Annotated in this window: 31 protein-coding genes; 8 read left to right on the top strand and 23 right to left on the bottom strand. The window is 44.7% G+C overall.

Translation table 11 applies throughout. The annotated features are described in order from the left end of the window. Positions 1 to 200: transposase (locus G485_RS0114460; RefSeq protein WP_035156347.1), on the bottom strand; the 200-nt coding region annotated here is incomplete at its 3' end. 330 nt (positions 201 to 530) lie between these two features. On the opposite strand from G485_RS0114460, the gene G485_RS29155 reads away from it, so the two are divergent. Continuing rightward, on the top strand, positions 531 to 1,010 hold the full coding sequence (locus G485_RS29155; RefSeq protein ID WP_084423316.1) for a helix-turn-helix domain-containing protein: 480 nt from the start codon (positions 531 to 533) through the stop codon (positions 1,008 to 1,010). Positions 1,011 to 1,288: 278 nt separating this feature from the next. Here the strand turns inward: G485_RS29155 and G485_RS0114475 are convergent, their stop codons facing one another. From G485_RS0114475 to G485_RS0114520, 8 genes are all read right to left on the bottom strand, one after another. Further along, positions 1,289 to 1,645 carry a hypothetical protein gene (locus tag G485_RS0114475; protein WP_027093147.1) on the bottom strand — a complete coding sequence of 119 codons (357 nt, stop codon included), beginning with the start codon at positions 1,643 to 1,645 and terminating at the stop codon, positions 1,289 to 1,291. Beyond that, positions 1,629 to 2,006: a hypothetical protein gene (locus G485_RS0114480; protein ID WP_027093148.1), complete on the bottom strand. Its 378-nt coding sequence runs from the start codon at positions 2,004 to 2,006 to the stop codon at positions 1,629 to 1,631. The genes G485_RS0114475 and G485_RS0114480 overlap by 17 nt, the downstream gene beginning before the upstream one ends. Before the next feature lie 148 nt (positions 2,007 to 2,154). Next, positions 2,155 to 2,358, bottom strand: a complete 204-nt coding sequence (locus tag G485_RS0114485; RefSeq protein WP_027093149.1) for a hypothetical protein — start codon at positions 2,356 to 2,358, stop codon at positions 2,155 to 2,157. 177 nt (positions 2,359 to 2,535) lie between these two features. Further along, positions 2,536 to 2,940 carry an ASCH domain-containing protein gene (locus tag G485_RS0114495; RefSeq protein WP_027093150.1) on the bottom strand — a complete coding sequence of 135 codons (405 nt, stop codon included), beginning with the start codon at positions 2,938 to 2,940 and terminating at the stop codon, positions 2,536 to 2,538. Continuing rightward, entirely contained in the window at positions 2,918 to 3,964 is a 1,047-nt protein-coding gene (locus G485_RS0114500) for a GNAT family N-acetyltransferase (protein WP_027093151.1), read from the bottom strand. Before G485_RS0114500 ends, G485_RS0114495 begins: the two co-directional genes overlap by 23 nt. After that, positions 3,961 to 4,497 carry an ATP-binding protein gene (locus tag G485_RS31520; RefSeq protein ID WP_084423317.1) on the bottom strand — a complete coding sequence of 179 codons (537 nt, stop codon included), beginning with the start codon at positions 4,495 to 4,497 and terminating at the stop codon, positions 3,961 to 3,963. Before G485_RS31520 ends, G485_RS0114500 begins: the two co-directional genes overlap by 4 nt. Before the next feature lie 753 nt (positions 4,498 to 5,250). Next, on the bottom strand, positions 5,251 to 5,928 hold the full coding sequence (locus G485_RS0114515) for a hypothetical protein (RefSeq protein WP_051318295.1): 678 nt from the start codon (positions 5,926 to 5,928) through the stop codon (positions 5,251 to 5,253). A 237-nt stretch (positions 5,929 to 6,165) separates the two neighbouring features. Further along, entirely contained in the window at positions 6,166 to 6,546 is a 381-nt protein-coding gene (locus G485_RS0114520; protein ID WP_027093153.1) for a hypothetical protein, read from the bottom strand. Between the two features lie 637 nt (positions 6,547 to 7,183). On the opposite strand from G485_RS0114520, the gene G485_RS0114525 reads away from it, so the two are divergent. After that, positions 7,184 to 8,368: an RES family NAD+ phosphorylase gene (locus G485_RS0114525; protein WP_027093154.1), complete on the top strand. Its 1,185-nt coding sequence runs from the start codon at positions 7,184 to 7,186 to the stop codon at positions 8,366 to 8,368. 19 nt (positions 8,369 to 8,387) lie between these two features. Further along, positions 8,388 to 8,999 carry a hypothetical protein gene (locus tag G485_RS0114530; protein ID WP_027093155.1) on the top strand — a complete coding sequence of 204 codons (612 nt, stop codon included), beginning with the start codon at positions 8,388 to 8,390 and terminating at the stop codon, positions 8,997 to 8,999. 555 nt (positions 9,000 to 9,554) lie between these two features. Here the strand turns inward: G485_RS0114530 and G485_RS26590 are convergent. The 8 genes from G485_RS26590 to G485_RS0114570 all read right to left on the bottom strand — a co-directional run bounded on the left by G485_RS26590 (position 9,555) and on the right by G485_RS0114570 (position 14,737). Next, positions 9,555 to 9,902 (bottom strand): hypothetical protein, encoded by a 348-nt coding sequence (locus tag G485_RS26590; RefSeq protein WP_035156338.1) that lies wholly within the window; start codon positions 9,900 to 9,902, stop codon positions 9,555 to 9,557. A 379-nt stretch (positions 9,903 to 10,281) separates the two neighbouring features. Further along, the gene (locus G485_RS30970; protein WP_240489155.1) at positions 10,282 to 10,590 is read right to left on the bottom strand and encodes a DUF2933 domain-containing protein; all 309 of its coding nucleotides are present in this window, start codon (positions 10,588 to 10,590) and stop codon (positions 10,282 to 10,284) included. Positions 10,591 to 10,639: 49 nt separating this feature from the next. After that, a complete protein-coding gene (locus G485_RS0114545) occupies positions 10,640 to 11,347 on the bottom strand; it encodes a hypothetical protein (RefSeq protein ID WP_027093157.1) in 708 nt (235 codons plus the stop codon). A gap of 47 nt (positions 11,348 to 11,394) precedes the next feature. After that, the gene (locus G485_RS0114550; protein WP_027093158.1) at positions 11,395 to 11,907 is read right to left on the bottom strand and encodes a TlpA family protein disulfide reductase; all 513 of its coding nucleotides are present in this window, start codon (positions 11,905 to 11,907) and stop codon (positions 11,395 to 11,397) included. A gap of 17 nt (positions 11,908 to 11,924) precedes the next feature. Further along, entirely contained in the window at positions 11,925 to 12,665 is a 741-nt protein-coding gene (locus tag G485_RS0114555) for an urease accessory protein UreH domain-containing protein (RefSeq protein ID WP_019007644.1), read from the bottom strand. Between the two features lie 12 nt (positions 12,666 to 12,677). Continuing rightward, complete coding sequence (locus G485_RS0114560; protein ID WP_027093159.1) at positions 12,678 to 13,391, bottom strand: cytochrome c biogenesis CcdA family protein; 714 nt, start codon at positions 13,389 to 13,391, stop codon at positions 12,678 to 12,680. A gap of 57 nt (positions 13,392 to 13,448) precedes the next feature. Continuing rightward, the gene (locus tag G485_RS0114565) at positions 13,449 to 14,309 is read right to left on the bottom strand and encodes a M56 family metallopeptidase (RefSeq protein ID WP_027093160.1); all 861 of its coding nucleotides are present in this window, start codon (positions 14,307 to 14,309) and stop codon (positions 13,449 to 13,451) included. After that, a complete protein-coding gene (locus G485_RS0114570) occupies positions 14,306 to 14,737 on the bottom strand; it encodes a BlaI/MecI/CopY family transcriptional regulator (RefSeq protein ID WP_027093161.1) in 432 nt (143 codons plus the stop codon). The genes G485_RS0114565 and G485_RS0114570 overlap by 4 nt, the downstream gene beginning before the upstream one ends. A 159-nt stretch (positions 14,738 to 14,896) precedes the next feature. Between G485_RS0114570 and G485_RS0114575 the strand changes: the two genes are divergently transcribed. After that, positions 14,897 to 16,525 (top strand): multicopper oxidase family protein, encoded by a 1,629-nt coding sequence (locus tag G485_RS0114575; protein ID WP_027093162.1) that lies wholly within the window; start codon positions 14,897 to 14,899, stop codon positions 16,523 to 16,525. Between the two features lie 148 nt (positions 16,526 to 16,673). On the opposite strand, the gene G485_RS0114580 is transcribed toward G485_RS0114575, so the two are convergent. The 3 genes from G485_RS0114580 to G485_RS0114585 form a co-directional block, all read right to left on the bottom strand. Continuing rightward, positions 16,674 to 16,928 carry an SHOCT domain-containing protein gene (locus G485_RS0114580; RefSeq protein WP_019007639.1) on the bottom strand — a complete coding sequence of 85 codons (255 nt, stop codon included), beginning with the start codon at positions 16,926 to 16,928 and terminating at the stop codon, positions 16,674 to 16,676. 73 nt (positions 16,929 to 17,001) lie between these two features. After that, positions 17,002 to 17,466, bottom strand: a complete 465-nt coding sequence (locus tag G485_RS29160) for a putative iron-sulfur cluster-binding metallochaperone (RefSeq protein WP_084423318.1) — start codon at positions 17,464 to 17,466, stop codon at positions 17,002 to 17,004. Positions 17,467 to 17,618: 152 nt separating this feature from the next. Further along, positions 17,619 to 18,659, bottom strand: coding sequence for a F510_1955 family glycosylhydrolase (locus G485_RS0114585; RefSeq protein WP_051318296.1), 1,041 nt, complete (start codon positions 18,657 to 18,659; stop codon positions 17,619 to 17,621). Positions 18,660 to 18,856: 197 nt separating this feature from the next. On the opposite strand from G485_RS0114585, the gene G485_RS0114590 reads away from it, so the two are divergent. Together G485_RS0114590 and G485_RS0114595 are read left to right on the top strand one after the other, a co-directional pair. Continuing rightward, entirely contained in the window at positions 18,857 to 19,546 is a 690-nt protein-coding gene (locus G485_RS0114590) for a response regulator transcription factor (RefSeq protein ID WP_019007637.1), read from the top strand. Next, a complete protein-coding gene (locus tag G485_RS0114595; RefSeq protein WP_019007636.1) occupies positions 19,546 to 20,610 on the top strand; it encodes a sensor histidine kinase in 1,065 nt (354 codons plus the stop codon). Before G485_RS0114590 ends, G485_RS0114595 begins: the two co-directional genes overlap by 1 nt. A gap of 2 nt (positions 20,611 to 20,612) precedes the next feature. Here the strand turns inward: G485_RS0114595 and G485_RS26595 are convergent, their stop codons facing one another. Next, positions 20,613 to 21,158 (bottom strand): class I SAM-dependent methyltransferase, encoded by a 546-nt coding sequence (locus G485_RS26595; protein ID WP_240489157.1) that lies wholly within the window; start codon positions 21,156 to 21,158, stop codon positions 20,613 to 20,615. Between the two features lie 242 nt (positions 21,159 to 21,400). Here G485_RS26595 and G485_RS31645 point away from each other — a divergent pair, with 242 nt between their 5' ends. Further along, a complete protein-coding gene (locus G485_RS31645; RefSeq protein ID WP_476695854.1) occupies positions 21,401 to 21,730 on the top strand; it encodes a four-helix bundle copper-binding protein in 330 nt (109 codons plus the stop codon). 62 nt (positions 21,731 to 21,792) lie between these two features. Further along, positions 21,793 to 22,629, top strand: a complete 837-nt coding sequence (locus tag G485_RS0114605; RefSeq protein WP_027093164.1) for a hypothetical protein — start codon at positions 21,793 to 21,795, stop codon at positions 22,627 to 22,629. Between the two features lie 259 nt (positions 22,630 to 22,888). On the opposite strand, the gene G485_RS0114615 is transcribed toward G485_RS0114605, so the two are convergent. After that, positions 22,889 to 23,536: a TVP38/TMEM64 family protein gene (locus G485_RS0114615; protein ID WP_027093166.1), complete on the bottom strand. Its 648-nt coding sequence runs from the start codon at positions 23,534 to 23,536 to the stop codon at positions 22,889 to 22,891. A 90-nt stretch (positions 23,537 to 23,626) separates the two neighbouring features. Further along, the coding region (locus G485_RS26600) for an IS1595 family transposase (RefSeq protein ID WP_035156343.1) at positions 23,627 to 24,451 on the bottom strand (825 nt) is incomplete at its 5' end.

Raw genomic sequence — 24,451 nt, forward strand, 5'->3', positions numbered from 1 at the left:
AGGCGCTCCTTGATGATGAGGGCACCGAGTGCAATGCGAACCGAATATGCTTTTTGACCGATGCCGATCGATGAGAAGGATTGGAAGTATTTCTCTTCCACTTTATCCCAAGGGATGAGTGCGGCAAGCTGTACCCAGCGATTCCCAGGATTAAGCTTCCCGCCAAAGGGTAAGTAGAAATTTTCCAACAGATCTGCCATATCCCGATTCGGCACGAACACGTTCGCTCACTCCATCTGCAAGGTTTTTTGCCAATTTTCTATGTTTTCCTTGCAGATAAATTCGACAAAAGTAGCTCAAATCCCTTGTGGAATAAGGATTTTTTGTTCGTTCAGCAAGCCCTATTTACAATCGCAACGCATTAAAACGATTTACGATTGACTTTGATGATAAACGATACTAAATCGACTTGTCAACACCATTTAGTCGATTAATTTACAACTCCAACGTATTATGTTACCATTAAGTAAAGTGTTCACTTTACTTTTCAGTTTTGTATTCAGTTAAGCAGATTATGGGTAGGGGGATTTATGTTAATATTAGGAGAAAGAATTAAAACCTCGCGTATATCTAGAGGGTGGACTCAAGAAGAACTCGCCGGAAAGATCGACACAACGAAACACGTTATTTCTAATTGGGAACGCAACAAAGGAAATCCAGACCCAGAGCAAATTACCGCATTAGCTAATGCCTTTGAGGTTTCGGCAGACTACTTGCTTGGGTTAAGCAATTTTCCCGAACCACATTTTCGGGATCCATTCGGGCAAATCTCCTTGATGCCTGCAATTGACTATTCTTTTGTGAAAGGATCGACATGGGATCTCCTTAAATTGTTAAGCTCTGGTATTCCACTAACTGTAGATGGTAATGAAATTGCCCCTAAAGATAAGAAACTGATCGCCACCATTATTGAAGCCATTCTTACCAGAAGCAACGAAGATGCTTGCGGGGTTATAGAAGAACCGCTTAATTCTCAGTCCAATATGGATCAGGATTCTCAGCTGTTTTAAGGTCTGCCAGCTCATCACCAATCTTCTGTTAGATCCAGGACCCTTTTACATATATCACATCGCACCTCGATGATTAACCCAAGTCCAGTGGGAATGAAGGTATAAGCGAATTTAGCGCCTGTAACGTCAACAGGTTTGCATGAATCCCAAACTTGTATTTTCTGAAGCATCTCTTCTGTAATCTTAAAAATCATCGTTCCATCTCCATTCTCATGTTTCATTTTCATCTGATGAAGCGCATCGTGAATAGGGGGAGACATGAGATCTCGAGCCTCCCTCTATACAGAGATGCCTTCCAGTTGTTCGACTCTACTCTCTAAGCGCTTCATAAAGGTCAACATTGCGTCAAGAGTACATGGAGTCACAAATCCGGGCACGCCGTTCCTTTCGATGTTAATCCTGTTAGCGAACTCCTTGCTTCTTCTTGGCTCTACCGGTCCCCATCTATGTTTTTTGTACTTCAGGATTTTCCCCAGGCAGATTGTCCAAACCTCTAATGTCTTCTGCAGCATCATAAGTTTGTAATAATGATCCGGGTTATTTGTGAACGGGTAATCATAGTACTTCTTCTCTCTTTCAATGCTCAACTTGTAAACGCTGATGATTTGTTCGACATCTTCAATTAATTCTTCCATCTTCCCACCTTTGCTTATCTCGGTTTATTCTATACGCCTCGTTATTTTGCATTTTCCGCAATGCTTTAAGTTTCTGAATACTCTGAAAATAAAGCTGAAGTTTAACATCCGAAGGCGTCCTGCTGTCATCTATTCGGTTGCACTTTTCCAAGTCGCCATTATCTTCTACGACGTAAATTGCTGATAAATTCTTGTTGAGGGTATATACAATCTTTACCCGCCACTCTTTCTCAAAGGCAGCTTTTTCGAACCACTGATCTCTGATTGCTGTTGGGCACGTAAACCTGGCGCCCTTGAAAATAATGCCTCGTGCCGTCACTTTCGCACACCCATTTCTCATTAAATGTCTATTCATTCCCATAGAACAACTCCTTCATAGATTCTTCTATCACTAGAATATCCCTTATAATATATTTTATACGTATATCGTATTTTAGATATTTTGTGATAGACCTTCCCCCACTAATCTTAAAATATATACCTTTGATGCAAACGGCGCAGACAACTTCCTAAAGCTCATCATCATCCTTCATGAATCCATCTATCTTTCTGCCCATTAAGTAAATCGCTAACATTAACGTACCGATACCGATCGCCTCAATTGCTTTTCTCCAATCCTCCTGAATACTAATCATCCCTACACCAAAACCAAATAACATAACAATAGTGACTCTTATTAAAATATCCTCAAGCATCCCTGCCCTTTGCTTCATTAAAGCCACACTCCTGCTTCGTTTTGTTTGATCAGGTACTAGCCCAAACCCATTTCATATCAGTGTTGCCAACAGCGATGCCGGCTAACTGTTCACATTGATTTAACGGGAAATGTTCAAAAAATAAAAGCCCCAGCCGAAAGAATTCCTTGGCTGAAGCCGCTTGGTCATTCAACATTACAACACTAACTGAAGTTCCTTCCATTCCTCATCTGCAACATAGCGATACGACTGCGGGGCTACGAAATGTTCAAAAACCTCTTCAGGTTGAACAGGGGTCTCATATTCCCGATATTCCTTAATTTGAATCGCATATCCGGTTTCTCTATCTGAAAAATACTGCTTGAAGAAGTCTTCAGAAATTCCCGACTGCTTGTGAGTTTGATCCCATAGCGCTTGAGGAGTATCCGATAAAATATGATCGAATGTAAATTCCCCGACAATCATCCCTACTGGCTTCGTGCAATAAATGATGACGGATTCAACCTCTTTCTTAAAAATCCGCTTCCGGTATTCGAAGAGCTTCTTACCGTTTACAATCTGCTCCACAAACTCCGGTCTAATCGATAACAATACTTTCAAGTACTCCACCTTCTTCTAGTATACGAACAAACTGTTCATCCGTGATTTGAAAGAAGCCCCAATAAATGTCGCGGTCAATCCCAATCTGCTCAATAAGCTTCTGGCGAATCAATCGTTTGCTTAATGCTGCGTTATAGGTCATCTTTATTGTATAGCACCCGCCTCGGTTATACCAATATTGTAAATCATTTCGATCAAATACACTATATTTTGTGGCATAAGAATAAAACGCTTCAAAATTTTCAAATTCGGTTTGGTAACGGACTTCTTCCACTACACATATTGAGCTGACGACAGAGCTGTACTCTGCTTTTTTTCCTTCATCCTTGGTTCGATACATGACCAATATATCTCCTCTTACCAGAGGATATACCTTCATCCTGGTCACATAGATCTTGTGAATGCTATTCGTGTATGAGACATCTTCAAGGATGTTGACGTTCTCATTTCTTAAGATAGAATCCGGGAACATGACGGAATGATATTGAGGATAAATCGAAAGAATGTATTTGTTATTCCCTTTTATCGAAATCAAAGGATAATCCGTTAATATGTCGCCCGTAAATGTGGTCAGAGACTTTACAAACACCAACTCAGTTCCGTTTACTGTTACCTTTACTCCATGGCGCGAAAACCCATATTTTTCAAACAGATCCACGAGGGCCTTATGCTTTTCAAATACAGTGACGTAACACTGTTCCACACCCATCACAATTGCATAATCGACGGCCTTTTTGATAAAGCGTTCGCCTAAGCGCGTACCGTGTGGATTTATTTTGAGCGTACCTATCTTCAGGAGGTGTCTACCGGTAATGACGGGCTCTACATCTGTAATGGGTCCTGATTCAACTTTGAAATAAAGAAAGCCTTGAATAAACCCGTTTTCGTAATACAGATATGCCTCTTCATCTCCCTTCCGTTCAAACCAAGCTGCAAATTCCCGATAATCGGATTTAAGAGAATCAAAAAAGGGGTCGTTCAGATTAACCTCTCTAAACTTCTTCCGTTCCAGTATTCCGCTCATCGGGTGCCCTCCTTGAAACATTCGCTTACGAAACCGCTCAAATCAAACGTATCGGTCGGAGTAATAATACAAACAGGGCAATGCAATTTTTCCGACACGTATTGTGCGTACTCTATTTCCTCATTTTGAAACTTCTCTAGAAATGAAAGGTCATAATGCTGAGCATCTCTAGCACCTAATCTTTCGTAAATGGAACACACGGCATCCTTTAGAAGGATTAGTCCAGATGGATTAAGATCTGCAAATGTTTGGTACGGCACCCTTTCAATCTCATTCTTTTTGTTCACAAGACAAAAGTGCCCGTCTAATAAAAATTTCTGGGACGCGCGGGTACGCCTCACGGCGGATAGAAGCAACAGTTGGTTTTCCTCAACTTGATCCACTCTCTTGTCGCTTGTAAAGGAATCGTTTCTTTCTTGAGCTATTAGCGTACTTGCTGAGTAGTGAGCTATACCTGCATGAGCAGACCTTTCTTTGCACCAGCTTGTTTTGCCGACACCGTGTATACCACCAACGAATATCAAGGACTTCACCTCGGAAACATAGTTTTATTGCACTACTATTTCGACAAATTACAGTAATTTCCTCCGATCTCATTTAAGGAAAACTTGTTTTCAAGCAAAAAGAATAATTCCGTATATCGAAGGCCAAAATTTACAATGGTGTCAGTTGATCCTAACTGAGTAATAGGATACGGCGACTATGACTAATGAAAGTACCCGCACGTGAAAGAACTCTGCCCAGAATTGATCCAATTCGGCAGCGATTTAACTTGAAGGTGGAGACAGTCTATGGCAATCAAAGGTAGGAGCTGCTATAGGGCAGTCCAGTCAACGTTGCTTACCCTCGAAAGGGTTCGAAGCATTATGGAACCTTGTTTGCCTGTAGCGAATGATAAGGGCAACGCTCACCAAGAAACCGCTAAATGAGAGCTTCCTTCTGGAACTGTCGGAAATGAAAGAGCCGCTGGAAGCCCCATTCCAGCCTACCAACATAATAAAGTTGATTTAAAATCGTTGCACAAAATGCAGCAAACCCGGCCAATGATAACGCGCCGGGTCAGAAGCATAGTTTATTTATTGAGTTAACGTTTCCCGTTGCCTGAACCACGATTAATCAAAAGGAAAATCAGCAATACGCTGCTAAAGAAGTGTCGCGGCTTCATTCCGCTACGATTCTCAAATTTTTCAAAGACAGCAAAAGGTCTTGGTCCACTGCATTGGCCGAGGCAGGATTTACACCTAAACGGTGCACACCTTGTTAAGTTTCAATCCAATTTGCAATCGCTATTCAATCCAGTGAAGCAATTCATAATAATCGCCGGCCTCCTTCCATTCAAAATAATAATCCCGGTTCAGCCGAATTGGTTCCCCATATGGTTTCTCCGTGCGATAAGTAAGGACAGTTCCATGCTTGTAGGTCGCACCATGGGATAGGTCAAAATCGTTGGTCTGTAAAGATCTCGGCTTTATGGTGTAATGAATATGATCCGTGATCAGTATGAAGGCCCCTATGTCAGCTTGTTTTGCGGCCACATAAGCTTCAAGATTATTGAGATCCATGAACGCGTCATATCGATTGTTCGGTTCACGTTGATTTTTTGCTTGATAATGCTTTAACTCAATGGCAGCCGTCACAGTTTGTTCAGGATGCTGCAAATCTTGAAAGGTAACAACGAGATCGATCAGCGCCTTCTTGGTCTTACTTTTCATAAGTGTTGTTGCCGAAGTAAAGGGAACCTCTAACGCGACATGGAAAGATTCGCTTTTAGAAAAACAGTATGTATCGCCAATCTGTTGAAGGATCATTCCCATATGTAGTTGAAGAGAGGCTTCGCTTGTCAGCGATAAGCGGCCGCAGGCCAACTGTGTAGTTACCAGTTCCACACCTTGTGAAATGACAATTTTGAGTTTTTCGATTTGCGATAAAGTGAAGGCTGAGATTGACGGTATATTTCGAAGCATCGGATACCCTCGCTAACTTTATTCAGAAGTTGCTCCCATCATCATATCTAACATCTGATTCCTTTCCAATAACCAAACTACTATATCGATGAAAATGTTATTTGATAGTAAAGTTGTTTAAGAGGTCGCAAAAAGGCAGAAAACCCAACCTATGAGGTGGACCGGGCAAGAAATAAAGTTGTTTAAAATCATTGAACAAACGTCTCCGTTAGCGTAACGATTTCATATGATTAATGACTACCCCTTCTTTCGTAAGCGAATCGTAATGTATGTCTTTATCATAATTGGTTTTACAGTTAATTCTTTATAGGTGCTCTGGAAGTCTTTATACTCTTTGTACATCAATTTGGCTTGCTCAACAGAGTATCGTTTTGAAAGCCCCTTGTCTCTGTAAATATCTGCATCATTATCATTTTTACAACTAATTCTTATTGAGGATAGTTTTCCGATCAAGAATTCAACAGATACATTACTAATGAGTGTGGCCGATGGTTCGCTATCATGTATGGCTATCTCTGCAGTAAACTCGGCACTATCCACAGCATGAAATGCCTGACGAATCGCAGTTTCACTCTTCTTCATTGCTGCATCGGTCATATTTTTGCTGGTTGATTTCATTCTTTCTCACATCCTATCGCATAGAAATAAAAAATTTACAATAAATATAGCACTTTATATAATTTAGTTAAACGGTTAAATGGGGCGAAGAGCTTGTTATCCAACTTTGATGTTATGCGGGTTGTTAATTGGTATGTTGGCGTTGATGGCGGATATCTTGTTGGCTTTTCATAAATAAGTCATACCGAATTCTACCCTATGTACTACGGGCTGGATATTGAACCTAATCAATGTATTGGGAACGGTTTATGAAAATTCTTTCGGAAGCTGACGACACAAGCTAGGATTCTGCGCGGCGTTTTGGAGTATTGCCCCGCGGACGATGAATACCATGTGGAACGGTGCCGAAAGCATAAACCGGAAATCGAAGAAATGATTCGGCGCCTTGAAGGTGAATCACAGCCTATCGTTGACACGCCAAGTCTTACCATAACGTCCAAGGTCATTGAAAGAGCGATTGCGGAAGGATAAAGAACTGCCAGTCTTTTAAATATACATAAAATTCTTATTAGTGACTTGTTAAACAGACTCTTTCGTAAAGATATATATCGTCTTCAGTACCCTACTGGAAAAGAAATCAGAGGCCGTATAAAGCTGAGAACTCACGCCAACAATTTATGGAAGAAGGGGGGGCCTTATGTCGAAGGTATGTTGCGTGCACTGTTTCACCAACGATTTTATCCAGGCTACCATTCGGAAAGCTCGTAAAAAGGGGGAATGTGATTACTGTAACATGAAAGGGAATAAACAGGTCTGGGTCGCCGACGTTGGGGATGTCGGTGACTTCATTCGAGAGAGGCTTGCGCTCGGCTATACTAATGCGACTCGGGATGATGTCCCCTTTCATGCCTTGCGATCCATTTCCACGACCATTGAGGATGTTCTAATCTTTGAGGAAGAGATATTTTCGGAAGAGTTGGATAACAAGGGTAAAATTGGGGAGATATTGGGTGACCTGTTTAAAGAAAGCGGTCCGTCCTATAGAGACATCGCCCAGGGGGCAGATGACGAATGGGAGGGTGGTGACGCTCCCATCGTTCTCAAGGATGCTTTCTTTGTATCCGGAGACGATAATCCACTAACCCTTTCCTGGTCCGATTTTACTTATTATGTGAAGCATATCTGCCGGTACTTCGATATGGGCGCTGCCCCATACCGGGAATCCGCATTAGCACGTTTCCTACCGATTATTCGAGGGATGGCTACGACGCTGCCTCAGGGCACGGACATATGGCGTGCACGGATCATGAAGCCAGGGGACGGAAGAGTGTTAAAAGCGACCCGGCACTTGGAGTGCGGGCCCCCTCCGCGGAATAAGGCGATCCCACTCCGGATGAATCCATCCGGCATATCCTACTTTTACGGAGCGGAGGATATTGCTACGTGCTTGGAGGAAGTTCGTGTGAAGCGAAGGGACAGGGTGCTGCAGGGGAAATTTCGGACTAAACTGGACCTTACCATCGTGGACCTTAGTCACAAGGTGGTACTCGGAGTGCGAAGTGTCTTCGACCCTAATTACGACCATGACTATAACTGGGCCTCTCACTTTGTAGAAAATTTTATTGAGGAGGTTTCACGGCCGATTTCAACCAAGGAGGCCCCAATCGAGTATGTGCCGACCCAGATTCTGTGTGAATACATCCGGAAACTCGGTTATGATGGGGTGCGTTACAAGAGCAGCCTGACCGGAAAGATGAACTATGCGTTATTCTGCGGGCGGGCAGAGACGAATGTTACAGATGCCTGGTGGCGACATCCCGATCAAGTTCCGGACTTTACTGGTTGGCTGGAACTCGTAGAATTTAAACAAGAGCGGCACTAAGAAAAGTTGGGAGCTCCAAATGACTTTTATCTCGGCCGTCATGACAGATTTATTCTTATCGGTCACAGCAGACCGCCGAGTGACTAGGCTTACCCCTGACGGTAGCTGTGGACAGGTTCTTGACGAGGACACTGTAAAAATATTTTCGGTAGGGATCAATGGGTTCTATTCGATCACAGGCGCCGCGGACACGGCAATAGCCATAATGGATGCAACAGCGTTTCTAAGTACCGTCTTTTCGAGGATCGGTATTATTCGTAATTCTAGGCTTAATCAGTGGTTAGAAACAAATCGGGAACTGTTAAGGAATGAGCAGAACTCCTTTCAGTTAATCTTTGGAGGCTTGACCACCGAGGGAACCTATAAGTTATTTGATCTTGATAGTGAAGAGGGAGTTTTGGAATCCATTGTACGGGCACCGATTTTACAATATAAGGTGTTTTCCAGCGCACACTTTGTAGATGATGAGACTCTGCCGGCGCAGTGGTTTGAAGAAATGTTGGTAGCCACACCACCGCGATCCCTTGCCCATTTGCAGCAACTTCAATCCCGATTGAATGACAGGGGCGCTGACCGGGACCCGTCTGTGAACAATAGAGTGACCGAGTTTATCCTTCCTTTCTCGGATTAATGGGTGGTGAGGAAACCCGTACCTTATTTAATCAGCCGGAGCAGGACTGGAGTAACGTATTCGTATCCATGTTCTTTAATAAAGTTGTTGTTTATGGTTTCCAAAAATGCATTAAACCCGACCTATGATACAGGTCGGGTCAGAGATAAAGTTGTTTAAAATCATTGATCTGACGTACCCGTTAGCGAAATGAGTTGTTAAGCTGGGAACATTCTCCACATATTTTTAAATAACCATTTTCATTTAGGTTAAGTGGTTTGTCGGACACGGAGCTGGCGCCCCTAAAGTCAGTGAGGGTTCGTGAAATCCAGAACGTACGGATTTGGCCAGTGCGTGGTTGTCTACTGAGTCCACTTCCCCCGAAATGCCCTCTACAGACCAAGGCCGTTTAGGCCCGCAACGGGTTACGGCCATCGAAATTCATCCGATCAAATAAGCGTCGACCGCTGCCGACACGTTCTTGTCCGATAAGTAACAACGGCACATCCCCTTCCGAATCTCCACACGCTCCTTTCTTCCTGAAGGAAGTCAATAAGCTAGAGGGTCGATTGAAGGTCACCGTTCTCTATCAACCCTTAATCGACCGACAGCAGTTGGGGGCGATGCAACTCGTTGTGGAATATCGATGAGCTTCACCCGCAGTTCCAATCGCGGAAGCTCCTTTTCCCTGATCTGGAACCGACGTATGATCTCATTCGGTATGCTTTCATTGGGCTGCCCTTTTCCGTAAATCGGCACAAGGTCCAATCGCTGAGTCAGTCCTGGAATATGCTCGAGTTGAGCCTTCAGCGTTTCGATTCGCGTTTTCCAGGACGGATATTTCGTCAACCATCTTTCCACTTTTCCGTATGGCGTCCGCTTTTTCTTCCTATCATCCTTTTTCCCGTTTTGGTCATCTTTCACCTGTCATCCATCCTTTATCTTCTTTTTGACAACAGGCTCACCGGTGAGTGCCTTTGCAATTACATTGTACTTCCCGCCTCATAATGGGATAAGTTGGAACTTTTTATAGAACCTTTTTCCGCGAAGGTTCTATTTCATATAGAACTTTTTTAAATCCAATAAAAAAGGCTCAACTCTCCATAACGGGAAAGTCGAGCGCTTTTTCATTATTTACTTTCGACCAGATTCTCTTAACCCCCATGGAGTAAATCGTTGATGCCATGTATTTTCATCAAACGATTCCTTCTGGCTATCGCCCCATCCATAACGGGATCGAGAATTCGTTCATTGTGACATGAATCCCGATACAAAAGGAGGGATCACGTCCCCCCTGAAACCATTAATAACTTTGTTTGTTTTTGAGTTCGTTCAATTGACGACTCAGTTCCGCATTCTGTTTTCTTAGTGCGTCCATCTCAGCGTTTCCATGCTCACTCCGGTTTCCTTTGTTCCCGTGCATTCCCTTCATCATGATCAGCATCATGAGGGGACAAGCGAGTGCCAGCAACCAAGCCCAGTCCATTTGACCACCTCCTCCCGGACGAATTGTTTTGAAGCAGTCTCCTTTCTTCTTCGCGCGAATTTTCAGGTCCGATCGGGTCAGAAGCAACATTTCGCGTATCAGAAGGTAATATCCCTGCGGCATCATTCTGCTTCTCCTCCCTTTCCTCTTTTTTCACTTGCATCGCTTGTCGGCTTTACTTTCTTAAGAAGACGGATAATCCAACTCCCAACAACATCATCAGAAGATATACGGTTTGTTCCCCTGAGAAACTGAAAATAAACTCTGTTTTTGTATCAAAGAACGTCACCACCATCAATCCCATACCGTAATACGTCAGTGTGTTTAACAGCCACTTTCCCGTGCCCATGAGAAGAGCATTCCGCCATAACCATAGCAACATTGGCAAGGTGATGATCAAGCGATATATATTGACGGGATGGTACTTAAACTCAGGATTTTCAATCGAAATCCCCCATGGAAGCGAAGTGGGCATTCCATACTGCCAGCTGAGCAGGTTGTGTACCAAAACCGCGACAATGGCCCCAAACGATAACATATCCCCAACCAACCGCCATGGCACGCCGATTTTCCTCCAACTTCGGTACAAATACAATGCAGCAACGGCAAGCCCAAACCACCATCCGATATCGGTTCCGGGTACCGTCAGCCATAATAACGGGTGCTCCCGTAAGAGAGACGGTGAAAGTAAGATCGGACTCATTTTCCAAACGAAAAATATGATAAGCAGAGCGTTCACCAAAGGTTCGAGAAAGAGTCGATCATGTATATCGGACCGCTTCCATTTCCATTGCATGGCGGCATATCCTGCGAATCCGGAAACCGCAAGCACGACCCAATCCATCCTGATCATAAAAGGACCCAACTGCAAGATGTTCGGCAACGTATCTCCCTCCACACTTTTTTGTCGATGAGCTCGGTAAGCAAACCTTATGGCAACAGTTTTTTGAATTTAGCTTCCATCGACTGTGGGTCAACAAGTCCGATCACCTGATCGACAATCACGCCATCCCCGCCCACAAAAAATGTCGTCGGGATCGGCTGAATACCGTATTTTTGCGAAACTTCTCCTTTATCGTCCAGCAGGACGGGAAACGAAAAACCGTATTCATCTGCGAAAGCCCTGGCACCTTCAACCGAATCGCTAGCTGTCACATTAATCGCATAAATTTCGATCTTTCCTCTATATTTTTCATAAAGCCGTACCAATTCCGGAGCTTCGATCCGGCACGGCCCGCACCAGGATGCCCAGAAATTCAGAACGACAGGCTTGCCGTCCAATTTTCTCAGCGAATACGTTTGACCATCCAGAGCCGGCAATGCAAACTGCGGCGCTCTATACCCTTTTTTAGGCAGCTCCTCGCGATTGGCAGGCGAAGTTTGAAAGAGGGCAACAATTGCAAGAACGATAATGGCTGCAAGCACCAACCATTGCTTTTTCATGACCCTCCCTCCATTCTTCAGAATGTCCAATACGTCCATGTGTCGCTTACGCCTAAAATGACAAACAATACACCGGCTATTTTTTGAATCCGAATCCCCCAACGTTTGGCCCGTTTCACCATGATACGATCAAAGCCGAAACCTACGGTGAGCGCGGCAAGTAGCAGGAACGGCATGGCTGTCCCTATCGCAAAAACGGGGGGTAAAATACCGCCATATGAAGTTTGCATAGCGAGCGGCATGAGTGAACCGAAGAACAAGACGAACATGGTCGGACAAAAGCCGACCGAAAATGCAATCCCCATCAAAAATGCACCGCCTTTACCCCCTACCCGATCGGCAATGTTTCGCATAAACGAGGAAAAACGAGCACCCAACTGAAAAGGAAGTCGCACCCGCCCAAGCAAAAATAAGCCGATGACGACCAGCAATGGTCCTAACAGTTTCCTCGCAGATGCGAATAGCGGAATAAAGTCGCGGGAAATTTGCTGTCCGAAAAACCAGAACAATACGCCAAATAAGCTGAATAGCACGATTTTCCCTAAAAGATACATAACCGTTTCCGACCAGGAAAGCTTGGCTTGTGCCTGACGGTTGCCAAAATACACGATCGCGGCGACATTCGCCGAGATCTGGCAGGGCGCCACTGAACCGACAAATCCAAGAAACAGCGCGGCCAAAAAAGCAATATTCGAATGTGCTGCACCTAAGAACGGTTCGCTTAAGAAGGAACTGATTTTGCTGAAAAACGAATACATTCTCATTCCCCCTTAGAATCCGGTAAATCCACCGTATAGCTTGATCAGATAGATCGTAATTTGCGTCATTTTATCCGTATACAGCAAAATCCCCGTCAATATCATCAAAGCTCCGCCGGCTTTCATGAATCCGTTCGAATATTTCAATATCCAACGCAGCTTTCCTATAAAAAAAGCCATAGCAAAAAATGGAAGAGAGAATCCGACGGTATAGGCAAAAGTATATACCACCGCCTGGCCGGGATTGCTTACTCCTAACGCCAGAACGGCAGCCAAAATGGGTCCGACACATGGCGTCCATCCAGCCGCATAAGTGACGCCCACCAAGATGGAACCCAAATATCCAAAAGGTTTCCGTTTCCATTCAAACCGCGCATTTTTGAGAAATAATTTAGGTTTAAATACACCGAGCATGATCAGTCCCATGACAACGACCATAATGGCCCCCAATTGCCGGATCAGATCCCGATTGCCGGAAAACAAATTCCCTACGAAGCTGACCGATAGTCCCAAGGCGAAAAAGATGATCGAAAATCCGATGATAAAGAACAAGGTGTGCAAAAATGCCTGCTTTTGAAGCAGCCCTTTGCCCTCCTGCAAATCTTTAACCGAAACCCCCGTGATATAAGATAAATACGAAGGGTAAAGGGGAAGACAACAAGGTGAAATGAATGATAAAAAGCCTGCACCGAACACGATCCATACCGTTAAATCAGCAGCATTCATAGCAACCCTCTCATTTATACTACGAATTGTAGTGTTTTGTTTAAGAAAAAGGCGGGCTTATGAACACCCGCCAAACAGTAGACTGCTCATCAAAAATAACGTCAAAGAAGATAAAAACAATGGCCGGTATAGTGTCAACGGGACTTCAACTGTTTTTTGCGGTTCCAATAGCTGCTGAATCCGATAATTGATCGCGGTATTCGCAAAATAGACACCCGCCGCGCGGTATTGAACCAGTTTACTGTGATTCGCCAATGTCAACAATACGTTGCCGAGGTCAATTTCGGTTCCCATTTGTTTCACCGCGAAACGGTCAGCCAGCAGTTCTTTCCATGTCTGATAATATTGGGCGGTCGATTTCACGATGGGTAAGTACCCAAATGCATCGACCATTAACTTCGAAAGGAAGAACTTCAGATTGTCGCGGTTACGGCAATGGTACCACTCGTGCAGCAGAATGGCCCGAACTTCGCGTTCATCAAACAAGTCGAACAGCGCCGAGGATACAATGATTTTCGGTTTCCACACTCCCAGAGCGAGAGCGAGAAAAGCATGATCCTCAATAACGATAAACTCGGTATTCCAATGACGATATTTCTTATTCAACCGCTTTGTTAATTTTTGATGTTGTGCCTCGCGAAATCTGCACAGCCATTTACGGGTTAAAACCCACTGCTTTCCGATGCGCCAAGCTATTTTGCCCACAGTGTAGACGATAACCAAGTTGAATACCAGCTTCACCCAAACATGTCCTGACGATTTTTCGCCGATTGCGGTTACGCAGTATTGAATAATATTCCATCGAAGCGGTATGTTCCAGATTTGATGGGCTACATACATCCCCATTTGCAATAGCATGAGCAACCCGAACAGAAGCATCACGGCGTAAACCCACTTGACTTTCGTTTCGGGTTTCATGACTGTTTCCTGCTTTTCATTTCGTTTATTTTCCGTTCAAGCTTGGAAATCAGTTCCGGATCGACATCGTCCAAGGCATCGATCATATGATTGACAACAAGTCCTCCGAATTCCTCAATAAGTCCGTGAGTGACGGCTTTTGTTTGTTCCGCGAGAAATTGTTCTTTGGACAGTACAGCTTCAAAAGATGTAACCCGATTTCTTCCTTTGCCGGTCGTTGTTCTCTTCAGAAGCCCCTTTTCCTGCAAGCGGCTCATGACGGTCATTACCGCATTGAAAGAGATCGGATTTTCCTGGTTTAAAATGGATTGCATTTCCTTGATCGTGATACTTTTAGAAGCCCAAACGATCTCCATAATACGCGCTTCAAGCGGTCCGAAAAAATGATTCAACCCGGATTCATGCATATTGAATTTTTTAATTTTCATTTTCTTCACACCCTTACACTACAAATTGTAGTATACAAAAATTGTCGCTGTCAACATAACGAAACTTTCTTGTCCGTGCTCACAAGTTCTACACACTTTTGCTTTATGATCGAAATGAAGAGACCACAGTACAAAATAAAAAAAGAATGGGGGATAACCATGAAAACCGGTTGGAAATTGAAAAGCGCAGCTGTTGTTGGCGCCATTGCCGTTTTATTGACGGGATGCTTTAACTCCAGCGGTGGTTCGATGGGCGGCATGGATCATTCAAAATTGAACATGGATGATAAATCGGCGGCCCAACAACCAACGAATACTAGCACCACAGTGAAAGTTGCAACGTTAACCGGTAAAGAGTTTACACTTACAGCAAAAACGAGCAATCAAGAACTTGCACCGGGAATAACGCTGCCGGTCTGGACGTTCAACAATTCCGTTCCTGGTCCGGAGCTTCGTGTAAAACAAGGGGAAACCGTGAAAATCAACCTTAAAAATGAATTGCCTGAACCGGTGACTATTCATTGGCACGGGGTTCCGGTTCCGAATGCGATGGACGGTATTCCGGGCGTTACACAAAACGCGGTTCAACCCGGACAATCGTTCACTTATACATTTAAAGCGGACGTACCTGGCACATACTGGTATCATTCCCACCAAGACAGCGTAAACCAGCTAGACCGAGGATTGTACGGTTCGTTTATCGTGGAACCGAAAGATGGAACCAAAGTAGACCGCGACTATACGCTCGTCCTGGATGAATGGATGAGTACCGGCATGAGCATGTCTGATATGAATATGTCCGGCGGCAACATGTCTAAAATGGATATGTCCAACATGGACCACAGCAAAATGAATATGGGGAATTCGAATAACAAAGGCAGCAATTCGATGGATCATAGTCAAATGAATATGGGACATGATATGAGCATGTACGATTTGTTCACGGTTAACGGCAAATCCGGATCGCTCGTGGACAAACTGCCCGTAAAACAAGGGGAAAAAGTACGAATACGGCTCATTAATGCCGGTTACCTGTCTCATCAAATCCACCTTCACGGACATGAGTTTAAAATTACTGCATCGGATGGCCAGCCGATTCACAATCCGGGTATACTCAAAGATAGTGTCGTCACGATTGCACCAGGGGAACGTTACGATATTGAATTTGAAGCCAACAATCCCGGTCAGTGGCTGATTGAAGATCATGGCGAAAACAAGGCCGTTGCAGGGATGAAAGCCGTAATCGCTTATGAAGGGGTTGCCGCAGGTTCGGATAAACCGAACGACAAAGAAAAACTACCGGTTGTCGATCTAACCCGTTATGGTCAAGCCGGAAAAATGAACTTTACCCTTGATCAGAAGTACACGATGGAATACACGATGAATCTGAATACGGAAATGAAAAATGGCGATATGGTTTATACCATCAACGGAAAAACATTCCCGGAAACCGAACCGATTAAAGTCAAAAAAGGTGATACAGTCAAAGTTCGTCTCGTGAACAACTCCAAGACCGACGACCATCCGATGCACCTGCACGGCCACTTCTTCCAGGTGCTAAGCAAAAACGGCAAACCTTTGGAGGGTTCGCCAGTCATTAAAGATACGTTGAATCTGAAACCGGGTGAAGAATACGTCGTAGCGTTTGAAGCAGACAATGAAGGCAACTGGATGTTCCACTGCCACGACCTGCATCATGCATCGGCCGGCATGGTGACAGAATTGAAGTATACGGACTATAAAACCGACTTTGTTCCAGATCCGAAAGCCGGTAACAAGCCTGAATAATATTCAAATTGTTCTTACTTGATCCCCCTGGGAACGGACGCTCATCCGTTCCCTTTTTGCATGTTCAGTATCGGTTGCATAAGAAATTGAGGCCTATTCCTACTTTCTGATGAGAAGCCCCTTTCCCGTAGTTCTGCATATTCTTCTATTATCTTGCCTTGTCGGAGTTTTCTAATAATTTACGTTTATGGTCGAACTCTTCATCACTGAGTTCACCTTTGGCATAACGTTCTTTTAATATCATGAGGGGATAATCTTCCACCTTGCTTTTCCTCATTAACAAGCGGACAACCACGTAAACAGATACGCCAACAGCTAAGATCAACAAAAGCAAACCGAGCACCATCATCATACACATCATGCCCATCATGGAACCATCCATCATCATTGATCCGTCCATCATGATACATACCTCCCATCATTAGGATTATCATTTTGTGCACCGAGCATTCCTTTTCTTGCCTCGACCTTCTTTGTTAAGCCTTTTCGATCTTCCCCAACCATTGATTGACAATTTCGGTGACGTTACCTAAGCAACAACTGCCTTGCGGATTATTAACCTCACAGCCACAGCGGTTAGCTTGGACGTGCCCGCGAATTTGATCAATGGGATTGACATTTTGCTGAGATGCCTGGAAAAGCTTTTCTCTCGTCCACCCGAAACAGTAACAAACGAAAACATTGGGCGCTTCATCCTTCTGAAACACTGGAACTTTTAGATCCCCTTTGTCAAAAAGTGAACCCTCTGTAAAATACACAACAGAACACGAGGAATTGGGGCAAAAGGCAAATGACGCTTCCGGATCGAGTCTTTCCAAAGCAGATGGAATAAGCAAAGCTTTCAGCGTGATAAGCTGCACACTTTTTCTCTTGAAGTTACAAATAGGACATCGCATAACGCTCCGTTGAGAAGTCGCTGAACTTTGACAACAATCGTTCATTCGGATGCACTTCCTTTATTCGAAAAGCGTTTCCGCTTTTTGTAATAGATCCAAACCGCTGCCGCGGCGACCAATGCGGCGCGTAAGAAGTAAAGCGTTTCTTTTCCTTACAAACGAAAGTTAATGGTCGAATCCTTCGCTCATCGCGCCCCTCACATCCCTTTTCCTTGATCGGCAATTTTTGTCCAATTGATTCCCTTGTCCTTGGATAAATAAACATCTTTTTTATACGTAGCGAAAACGAGCTCTTTATCGTTGACCGGATTTTGTGCAACGTAAGCTGCGGCGTCTTCAACGAGAACAGGAATGGTTATCTCCTTCATTTGCTTTGTTGCCGGATCCATCTCATAAAGTTCGCCGTTTTGCTTATAGGCACCAACAAACAATGCCCCCTGCTGATTAAAAGAAAGAGCTGTCACTTGCAAATCTGCCACTTTCTCAAAAAGGTTTCCGCTATCCTTCGAAAGATACAATGCTTTTTTAGTTCCAACCGCCACGATCGCATCGTTGGTCGGATGGACCGCCAATGCAACAGGCTCATCGGTCAAACCATTCATCTCAGATTTGGTCCAGGTTTTCGTTTCATCCTTCGTATAATACAAACCCGCCGTTTTGAGACGTGTATTCGGTTCCGGGTTAAAGACGTACAGAGTGTGTGTATTATAGGCGGCATTCAAGAGATGAAAGTCAACTTCCCCGTATAAATCAAGATGTTCAAGACTTTTTCCTTCGTCGGAACTTTTCACGATTCCTAACGGATTCTTCATGTTTGACCCGGGCGCCGGGTGTCCGCTGCTATAGAACCCGTTACTCACGGTCGTGAATCCCATGTAATCATGCTTTTCTCCTGATGCTTCCGACCACGTTCCTTGCGAATACACTTTCAGCCCATCATGAGAAGGAATCATGATTCGCTGTCCATCTGCAGAATAACCCAATCCATGAAGGTGGGGCATGGTTATTGTCTTTGCTCCTTTACTTTGCAGCGTGAAGACACCGCTTATAAGGACACCGATCAGAGCTACGATCCATGCCCATTTTAAACTGTTAGCCTTTTTTGCGAATTGAAGCCTCTTCTCGCGGTCTTCCTGTTTTTTGGCATTGCTCAGTTGCTTCGCTTTTGTATGGAATGAAAAAAAGAAGTATAAAAATAAGACAAACAGAACGGACGAGCCAATAAATAGAAACTTCATCACAAAGCAAATCTCCTTCCAGATCCATTCTGATAAATAAACATTTTGCAAGGATAAAAACATTCCCGCATCATTTTATCATAACACTACATATTGTAGTATAATTATATATAATTGCACAAGTTTAACTCCCTCCTCGTGTTAGTCTGTACTTTTTGTCATAATAATACAAAATGCTTAACAAGGGTGAAACAATGATGAAGACGATTTTAATGGTAGATGACGAAGACAAAATACGTGATGTGGTGGTTTCTTATTTGCAAAAAGACGGGTTTCGCACTTTGGAAGCCGGTACAGGGACGGAGGCGTTACAAATGGTACGAAACGCTCCGATCGATCTGGTCATCCTTGATTTGATGCTGCCGGATTTTCCCGGCGAACAGGTTTGTCAAACGATACGCAAACTTTCATCCGTTCCCATTCTGATGCTTACCGCCAAAGTTGCCGAAGAAAACCGGATACAGGGGCTCACTATTGGTGCTGATGATTATATGACGAAGCCATTCGATCCCCGCGAGTTGGTGGCCCGGGTCCGGGCCATTCTGCGCCGGACAGATGATCATTACTTGTTAGCAGACCGAATCTCGTTTCACAATGACGAATTGGTTATCGATTCGGCCCGTAATGAAGTGTTTTCTCGCGGCGAACCGGTTAATTTGACCCCAAGCGAGTATAAACTGCTGCTCGTCCTGGCTCGTCACCCGCTGCGGCAGTTTACCCGCGAAGAATTGGTGGAGAAAGTTCTAGGCTTCGATTTCGAAGGGGATGCTCGCGCCATCGATCAGCACATCAAAAATTTGCGCCAGAAAATTGAACCCGATCCCAAACAACCGAAGTACATTCATACCGTTTATGGGAAAGGTTATCGATTTGTCGGAGGTGTATAATGAAACGCGGGTTGCAATTTCGCCTATCCCTGCTTTTGATCGGGGTTGCATCGGGAATTTTGCTTATTGCGGGAATCAGCTTCATGGCAGGAACCCATTATCATTTTAGATTGTACCAAGACCAGTACGGGATGGATCACAGCCTGCCGGGGCTGGCTTACCATCTGGAACAAGCTCTGCTTCAATCGATGATGTGGACTTTAGTTGGAGCCGTCCTTCTGTCCATCATGATCAGCCTTTATGTTGCCAAACGTCTTTCAGCACCTCTCGTGGAAATGAAAAACGCGGCGGAACAAATCACACGAGGAAAGCTTACGGTTCGGACAAGCATCCGAGGCAACGACGAACTCGCCGATCTTGGGAAAGCTTTAAATCACCTTGCGGAACAATTACAGAAACAAGAGAAATTACGTGTCACGATGACACAAGACATCGCCCATGAATTAAGGACGCCTCTCGCCACTCTGAAAAGCCATATGCAGGCCATGCTGGACCAAATCTGGGATCCGACGCCTGCACGGCTGCGAGCTTGTTACGAAGAAACTGAACGTCTCATCGCATTAGTCGCCGATTTGGAACAATTAACGGTGATGGACTCCCCTCATTTTCGCTTGCAGCGTAAACCGGAAGATCTATCGACGCTCATTCAACAAAGTTTGGGCATTGTAGCTGCTGCGTTTATGGAAAAAGGCGTTCGACTCGACGTGATGCCCCATCTTTCTGTCCGCCTGCATGTCGATCGGGATCGTTTCATACAGGTATTGGTCAATGTTTTAACCAACGCACTCAAATTTACACCTGAAAAAGGGCAGGTCAAAATACAGGTGCAAGACGAAAACGATACGGTTCTCATTGCTATACAAGACACGGGAACTGGCATTGCCCCGAACGATTTGCCGTATGTTTTCGAACGGTTTTATCGGGTGGACAAATCACGAAACCGGAAAATGGGCGGCGCCGGAATCGGCCTGACGATTGTCAAGAAGTTAGTTGAGGCGCATGGCGGTACAGTGTGGATCGAAAGCGACAAAGGTACAACGGTCTACCTTCGTTTTCCAAAGTAACATTAGTCCAATTTTTTAGCGCTATATAAAGAAAGGGTACCATATACCGTCATGAATCGATTCTCCTCCTTGACGTCGGCAAAACCAGCCTTTCGGATCAGTTCCGGAAACACACCGGTTACATGATCGGTCGTTGTAAGGAACCCGTCAAGTAATTGAACAGAAAAGAATGCGGTTCGCATGATAGCATTTTGGGCTTTGCCCCAATCGGCAATATGCAGTTCTCCGCCCGGCCGCAGAACCCGATAAACCTCATGTAACGTTTTGCTTTTATCTTCCCGCGTCAAATGATGAAACATCAAGCTGGAGATAACCCGGTCGAACGCATTCTCCGGATAAGGCAGTTCGAACGAGAATCCGTGAACAAATTGAATATCGGAATGAAGCTTAGACATTTTATGACGGGCAATCTCCAACACTTTCTCATCCCCATCAAGTCCATCCACTTTGGCTTCCGGATGGATTTTTTTGATCAGAAGTGTAAGCGTCCCCGTCCCACATCCAAGGTCAAGTACCCGATGCCTGTCTCTGATATTTGCTTGTGTCACCTACTGATGTTTAAAAGTCTCTTCACGCATTGTCCAACGCATTATTGGATCGTAAAATGATGTCAACCAATTGTAGCGAAGTGCAGGTATGATTTTCTTACGTTCATCCATAATGATACCCCCCAGATACGGATTGGATGTCCTATACTGACGAATATTGAAGGTTCGCTTGGGAAATCTAAATGATGTGTTTAACACCATCACAGTTTTTGGAAAGGAGAGCTTGTTTCATGTCTGTCATGATGCATACAGCTCAACATCAAACTTGTATCGATGCTTGCAACGCCTGCCTTCAAGCTTGTGAACATTGCTTAACCGCCTGTTTGAATGAACCCGATGTACAGGCAAGAGTCCGCTGCATTCAGTTACTACGGGACTGCGCAGACATATGCTCGTTGGCATCTCAATTCATGTCACGGGATAGTTCGTATGCCAAGCAAATTTGTAATGTATGTGCAACCATTTGCGATGCTTGCGCCGCGGAATGCGGCAAATTCAAAGATGAACATTGCCAAAAATGTGCCGATCTTTGCCAAAAATGTGCCGACGAGTGCAGAAAAATGGCTGCTTAATCATGGCAGAGGGAGCGACTGCTCCCTTTTTTCAAAACAACCGAAATAAGGGGTCGGTTTACGTGAACTTTCGCTGGTTATTTGTCATTTGTTTGACCGTAGTACTGCTTTCAGCCTGTGCTCAAAAACCAAAGCAAGATCAGACGATGCCGGGCATGGACCATAATCAACATAATCAGCCGTCCGGCGGAAAAGAATCAACCAATACGTCGCAAGTTCAGGCCGTTTGGAAATTTACCGATTCTGCACCGCAAAGCGGAAAAGACGAACAGATTTCCATTCAGATCCAGGATAATACGGGGAAGCCGATTGAGAAATTTCAAGTCAGTCATGAAAAACAAATGCATCTAATCGTTGTTAATAAAGATCTGTCATTTTTTAATCATATCCATCCTGATTACAAGGGAAAAGGGCTGTTCCAAATTCGCACTCAATTCCCAACAGGGGGAGACTATAAACTCATCGCCGATTTTATCCCGGAGGGCGGTGATGCGAAAATGGAAAGTCAATGGGTCAAAGTCTCTGGGGATGTTCCTGCCGCTCAACCGCTTACACCGGAGACTAACTTAACCAAAGTCGTTGAAGGGAAAGAAGTATCTTTATCCTTCGACCAGCTTCAGGCAGGGAAAGAACTGACCATGACATTTAATTTTCTTGATGCCAGTACGAAACAACCGATTACAAACCTTGAACCGTACTTAGGTGCAGTGGGTCACGTCGTTATTTTGAGTGCCGACGCAGAAAAATACATTCATAACCACCCCCTAGAAGAAAAGGCAACTGGACCACAGGCTAAATTTGGAACAGCATTCCCGACAAGCGGGATTTATAAGTTATGGGGGCAGTTTAAACATAAAGGTAAAACCTTCATTGTCCCCTATACAATCCAGGTTCCATAAAAGTCAACGAAAACATGGTTGCGAGTAAAATGCGGCCATGTTTTTTGCAGATTTTATGCTATTTCATGCTGATAATTATCGGTAATAACCGCCCCTTCTTTTACCTCTGTCTTTTGTATTTTGCAGCAGGACACGACCAACCCGATGATCACATCATCGCCCTCTTATCCGAATACGTTTTGCTCACTATCAACCTTATGTTTGTCGAAAATCAAAGCCGCGCATGGCTTGGATCGAGCCCGGAGGCGCGGGGTATAGTCTAACCTTGAATGGCTGACTTGGATTTGTTGTCTGATCGTCTCCGGAAAAACCAATAGATGAGAAAAACTACGGAAAGAAAGAGAACATAGATCAACGATGTCCAAAGAACATCACGCAAGTCGGAGAGCAATTGGTCTCCAATGACGGCAAACACAAACATAACGGGTATTTTCCCAAGCAACGTAGCCGTAAAAAAATGTCCAAATCTCATTCGACTGATTGCAGTATAAATATTTACAGCTGCAGCAGGTACAAAGGGAATAAGACGAACCGTCAAAACCGCGAGAAACGCGTTCCGTTCCATCAACTCCGTAAACCGGTCCATTCGCTTGTATTTTGACAAAAGCCTTCTCCCCTGCTCCTGAAAAACCGTCCTCACAGACAAGAATAGCAGAGCGGCTGCAAGGGTGGAGCTAATGACATTCAGGAATCCTCCCCAAAAAGGGCCGTATTTGGCCCCCATTATTCCGGCAACAACGCCATAAGGGACAATAGGAATCAGGGCCAATAATACAGCTGCACCAAATAGCAGTAGAAGATTATTAGCACTTTCGTCATCCAACCAACGAAGGATCGGATCTTTGTTCATGACGATCACGATGATGGCCGCCACATAGCCGAGAAGTATAATCCTCTTTTTTATCATCTTTCAGCATTCTCCTGAGAATTCTGTTATTATTGCCAGATGGTGAGAGGGCAAATTTCTTATTTGAATATCAAGCTAGCTCCGCTAAGGTCATGATACGAGTTTCTGGTAGGTGATGGTGTCGGTTGAAACACAGGCTGTCAGCAGTCGATTGAACAACTGGCCTTCAAACCGTCTGCGGTTGGTGCGAAAGCAAAATTCATCCAAATACGATTGCAGGTGCTTGGAAGCCAAGCCATGGTAGGTACCACCGATAAACGCTTTGGCATTGGAAATCATCGTGTGCAGCCATTTCAGATGATCGGGGTTTTCCTTGACGTTAAACTCGAGCGGCTGGTGATCGTAACCTTCCTCTGCGAGCTTTCGATACGAGCTGTAGGCATCGCTGCTGATGGTAGCACCGGGCTCGATATGGTGCCGTGCAAAATCGACCAGCGTCTTGCCTTTGACATTCGGGATGACTTTCATTTTCACAAATTGCGGCGCTCCTTTCTTGTCCAGCGATACGGCTGCCAGTACGGGTGTTTGTTCCGTGCCGCGACCGCGTTTACCCCCTTCTGTCGGCGCTCCGAAGAACGCGTCATCCAGTTCGACCAAACCGGCCAGTTGGTAGTGGGCATCACGATCTCCCATGGCTTTGCGAATCTTGTGAAGCATTAACCATGCGGTTGGGTAGGAGATTTCCAGTTCGCGCGAAAGGAAAACCGCGGAAACGCCGCGTTTATCATGCGCCACAAGAAAAATCGCCCAAAACCAGGTCAGCAGCGGCGTACGGGATTTATGCATAATCGTGCCGGCGGTAACAGAAACCTGATGCTTGCAGCGCGTGCATTGATACAGCTTACGGCTTTCCAGAAAGTAGAACGCATCGTGCTCGCATTTGGGGCAACAGAAGCCGTTCGGCCAGCGGATCTG

It is taken from the genome of Cohnella thermotolerans DSM 17683 (assembly GCF_000429825.1).
In the GTDB taxonomy this organism is placed as follows: Bacteria; Bacillota; Bacilli; order Paenibacillales; family Paenibacillaceae; genus Cohnella; species Cohnella thermotolerans.